The following is a 4,935-nucleotide window of genomic DNA, read 5'->3' as shown; positions in this document are numbered from 1 at the left end:
GCTCACGCCCGCGGACGTCGAGCGCCAACGCGCCTGGCAGCGCCAGCTACACGACGGCGGCTGGGCGGGCGTGGCGTGGCCGAAGAGCCACGGTGGCCGTGGCGCGGGTGCCCGCCAGCAGCTGGCGTTCCACGAGGAGATCGCGCTCGCCGGTGGGGACACGATGACGGGCCTGTTCCTCGTCGCCCTCTCCCACGCGGGGCCGACCGTCATCGCGCGAGGCACTCCCGAGCAGCAGCAACGATGGCTGCCGGGCATCCTGCGGGGAGAGATCATCGCGGCCCAGTGCTTCTCCGAGCCCGGCGCCGGGTCGGACCTCGCCGCGATCAGCACCAGGGCCGTCGTCGACGGGGACGCCCTGATAGTCACCGGCGAGAAGCGGTGGAGCACGTTCGCGCAGTACGCCGACATCGCGGAGCTGCTCGTGCGCACGGATCCGTTCAGCCGACATGGTGGTCTCACCTACGCCGTGGTCGACCTGGACTCTCCCGGTATCACCATCCGGCCGTTGCGGACGATCGGCGGGCCGAGCGAGTTCTGCGAGGTGCGCTTCGACGAGGTACGCGTCCCACTGACCAACGTGATCGGAGCGGTGGGTCAGGGCTGGCAGGTGGCGACGACGACCCTGCTCTTCGAGCGCAGCACCATCACCGCCCCGATCGTGCTCGGCGCCCTGCATGCGCTGCGCCGGCTCAGCCAGCTCGTGGCCGACGATCCCGTCGCAACCGCGGAAGTCGCGGAACTCACCGTGCGCGCCCTCGCCGTGCGAGCCCTGCTCGAACAGTCGGTTGACGAGCAGGAAGCCGGCATCGAGGGGGCGGGACCGTCGGCACTGAAGCTCCTCGCGACCGAGCTGAACTACGACGTCCGGCACCTGCACGCCCGCCACGACCAGTCCGCGTCACAGCCGTGGTTCACGTCCTTCGGTCTGCGCATCGGCGGCGGCACGTCGGAGATCCAGAAGACGATCATCGCCGAACGCGTGCTCGGCCTGCCCAGACACCGATAGGAGAACCCGTGCCCGCGCCCCTGGACGGCTTCCGCGTCCTCGACCTCTCGATCGGCATCGCCGGCGGCTACACGACCAAGCTGCTCGCCGACGCCGGAGCTGAGGTCGTCACGTGCGAGGACGCCGCCGGCGACCCCCTGCGCCGCTGGTCAGCGAGCGGCGCGGCCATCGCCGCGGACGACGACGGCGCCCTGTTCAAGGTCCTCGCCGCGTCCAAGCAGTCCGCCGTGCCCACCCTCGAGGAGACGCTGGACCTCGTCCGCTGGGCGGACGCGATCGTCTGGTCACCCGGGTCCGAACTCGCCGCCAGCATGAGCCCGGCCAGGGTGCGGGAGCTCAACCCGACCGCCCTGGTGTTGTCGATCACCCCCTTCGGACTGGCGGGCCCGTGGGCCGGCCGGCCGGCCACCGAATTCACGCTCCAGGCCATCTCGGGCGGGGTGTTCGCACGAGGCACCCCCAGCCGGCCACCGGTCTGCGTCGGCGGGCGGACCGGCGAGTGGCTGTCGGGCATGATCGGCGCGGTTGGCCTCCTCGCGTCCTACCGCCGACGCCTGCGCACCGCCCAGGGTGAGCTCCTCGACCTGTCGATGCTCGAGTCGATCGTGCTGACCCACACCATGTACGAGGTCAACTACCGCAGCATCGCCGGGGTCCCGCCGTATACCCGCCGCCTGCTCAACTTCCCCGGCATCGAGCGCACCAAGGACGGCTGGGTCGCGTTCATGGTCGTGACCGGCCAGCAGTGGCTCGACTTCTGCCTGATGGTCGAGCGGGCGGACTGGATGGACAACGAGAGCCTCATCCGCCTCGAACAGCGGATCAGCCGGCGGGACGAGCTGGCGCCCGCGATCGCCGAGTGGATGACGACGCACACCACCGACGAGGTCATCGAGATAGCAGAGGCGCTGCGCGTGCCGGTCGCCCCCGTCGGCAACGGTGCGCTCACACCGCGGTTCGACCACCTGGTGGCCAACGGGCTCATGACGACGAACCCCCGGGGTGGCTTCGTCCAGCCCAACCATCCCTACCGCTTCCCGCGGAGCAGCCTCCAGCTGCGTGACTTCGCGCCGGCGCCCATGCTCGGCGAACACACCGCGACGGTCACGACCACCTGCACCCCGCGAGAGCTGACCACAGGGACCGAACCGGCGGCGCTCCCCTTTCAGGATCTACGGGTCTGCGACCTCACCGCGTTCTGGGCTGGACCCATCGTCGGCTACGTGCTCGCCATGCTCGGCGCCGACGTCATCAAGGTCGAGTCCGTGTCCCGGCCGGACGGCATGAGGATGCGCGGCGCCAGGTCGTTCCGCGAGGACCTCTGGTGGGAGACAGGTCCGAGCTACCACGGTGGCAACGCGGGCAAGCGGGGCATCACCCTCGACCTGGGCAGCGAGGAGGGCAGGGAGCTGCTCCTCGAGCTTGTCGCACACTCGGACGTCCTCGTGGAGAACTTCACGCCCCGCGTCATGGCCTCGTGGGGGCTGACCTACGACGTCCTGAAGGCCGTGCGGCCCGACCTCATCTACGCACGACTGCCGGCGTTCGGTTCCGACGGCCCGTGGCGGGACCGATCCGGCTATGCACAGACCATTGAGGCGGTCTCCGGCATCGCCTGGATGACGGGCTACCCCGACACGCCGCCGCAGTTCGCCAATTCCGTCGGCGATCCACTCGCAGGCTCACACGCGACGATCGCGATCTCCCTGGCCCTCGAACACCGCCGACGCACCGGAGAGGGCTCTCTCATCGAGGCTCCGATGCTCGGCGGAGCGCTGAACATCTGCGCCGAGCAGTACGCCGAGTTCAGCGCCTACGGGGCACTCCTGAAGCGGGACGGGAACCGGAGCCCCACGGCGGCACCGCAAGGGCTGTACCTCTGCGCGGACTCCGGCGGTGACACGTGGGTCGCGGTCTCGGTCGAGACCGAGAGACAGTGGCACGGGCTGCGCACGGCCCTCGGTGAGCCGTCTGGATGGGACTGCCTGAACAGCCGCGAGCAGCGCCGGGCCCAGCACGACGCCATCGACGAGACCATCAACGCCTGGACGTCCGCACGCGGCGCGGCCGAGGTCGAAGACGTCCTGGTCAGCCACGGCGTGCCAGCTGCGGTCGTCGGCAACGGCGCCTTCCTGGATTCCAACCCGCAGCTGCAGGCCCGCGGCTTCTTCGAGGATCTCGCCGGCCACCCGGTCGTCGGATCGGCGACCCACTCCGGCTACCCGATCCGCTTCTCCGGTGGACCGCACCCGCCCGTGCATCGACGGACCCCGCCACTCCTGGGCGAGCACAACCGCGAGGTCCTCGGCGGCCTCCTCGGGCATTCCGACGTCCAGCTCGCCGCGTGGGAGGCCGCGGGCGTGATCGGGACGAAGCCGAAGCACGGCTGAGCCGGTCGGGATCAGCGTGCCGTCCGCTGGCAGGAGTGACGGGCCCGGAAACGACGACGACGCCGTCCGACCGAAAGGCGACCGCTGGTGTATGACGACGACGTCAGCTACGTGCGTGACCTGGGCCTCATCGCGCACAGGGCCCCCGTCCGGGTCGCCAACCCGATCTACCGCGAGGTCATTGTCCGGGTCCTGTCGTCGAGCATCCAGGAAAGCGTCACCGCCGACCCGCGCTCCTTCATCCGTCCCGACGGCACGTTCGATTTCCCGAAGGTGCTCGACGAGTTCGCGGACTGGTGGATCGAGCACGGCGACTTTCTCATCACCGGCGGCTTCTACAACGAGGCCGCGCCCCAGCTCATCCTCATGGGCTACCTTCAGCGCGTCGTGAACGGCGGCGGCTATGTCGAACGCGAATACGGCGTCGGTGCCGGCCGGATCGACCTGCACGTCCGCTGGCCCTACACCACCCCCGACGGCACCCGTCACCTCCAGCGAGAGGCCCTCGAGCTGAAGACCTGGAGAGCGGGCCGCGCCAACCCGCTCCCTCAGGGCCTCAAGCAGCTCGACCGTTACCTCGACCGCCTCGGTCTGGACGCCGGCACGCTGGCCATCTTCGACCAGCGCCCCGACGCCCCCGACATCGCCGAACGTACCGTCATCACCACGACGACCAGCCCTTCTGGCCGCACCATCACCCTCCTGCAGGGCTGAATCCGCGGGCGAGCCAACACGCGACGTCGTGCCGGCGATCCGGTTCACGCCGCACGACGATGCCCCGCGGCGGCAATAGCGGCCGTCCGCCCAGCGACGGGGTCGCCGCGAACCGCTAAACGACCAGGTCAGGGCTATGCGACACTTACCCATCGGACGGTTGGTGGACCTAACGCGCCAGAATAAGAACCACTCGATCTTTGTTCAGGGTCCCGAAATCACCATCCGCCCGGTCTCCACGCGTGCCTTGACCAGGGACGATTCCCGGTGAGCGCCAGGCCGGCAACATCATCTACCGAGATGAACACACGTTCCGCACACCTGGTAGTTCCGGACGCTCCGGTGCGACTGGTGACCGTGATCGTGGGGATCGTGGTCGGATTGACGTTCAATTCCGCGAGTATCCGCAGCGGGTGGTCAGGGTGCTGGTTGGTAGGCCGCGAGTCGGCCTGGGCTAGCTGCCAGAGAAGATCGAGACAATCGCGGAGGTGATCCTGGTTGTAGGCGACGGGCCACAGATAGTCTGCAGGTGCCGACCCGGTCCGCCTACGGTCGGGACCACCGCGCGGAGTCCGACTGCCAGCGCAGCCGGCACGGGAAGGATCTATCCGTAAAAAACCCGGCCCACGAGGGAGCCGGGTGGTCTAGACGCCCAGCTAAGCATGCGACGTGCGCGCCTGTCAAATACGCTCACCATCCAGGAGGGCGAGTGACCGTGCCGACTTGCACCGGCAGTTGCGCCGCGGTGAGGTCAGCACTGCGCAGGTTGTACCACCAGTGTCCGCCCACACCGGTCTCTGGCGAACCCCGCAGCGCGCTGGC

3 protein-coding genes are annotated in these 4,935 nt (G+C 69.3%); all 3 read left to right on the top strand.

Translation table 11 applies throughout. From position 1 onward, the window contains the following. The coding region (locus tag U9979_RS07845) for an acyl-CoA dehydrogenase family protein (RefSeq protein ID WP_322778838.1) at positions 1-1,009 on the top strand (1,009 nt) is incomplete at its 5' end. Between the two features lie 8 nt (positions 1,010-1,017). Then, on the top strand, positions 1,018-3,399 hold the full coding sequence (locus U9979_RS07840; protein ID WP_322778837.1) for a CoA transferase: 2,382 nt from the start codon (positions 1,018-1,020) through the stop codon (positions 3,397-3,399). Positions 3,400-3,486: 87 nt separating this feature from the next. Further along, complete coding sequence (locus U9979_RS07835; RefSeq protein ID WP_322778836.1) at positions 3,487-4,113, top strand: hypothetical protein; 627 nt, start codon at positions 3,487-3,489, stop codon at positions 4,111-4,113. Positions 4,114-4,935: the final 822 nt, after the last annotated feature.

It is taken from the genome of Protofrankia sp. Cas4, from assembly GCF_963555915.1.
In the GTDB taxonomy this organism is placed as follows: Bacteria; Actinomycetota; Actinomycetes; order Frankiales; family Frankiaceae; genus Protofrankia.
Note: the sequence above shows the minus strand (reverse complement) of the source record. Positions and strands in the feature narration are given on the sequence as shown.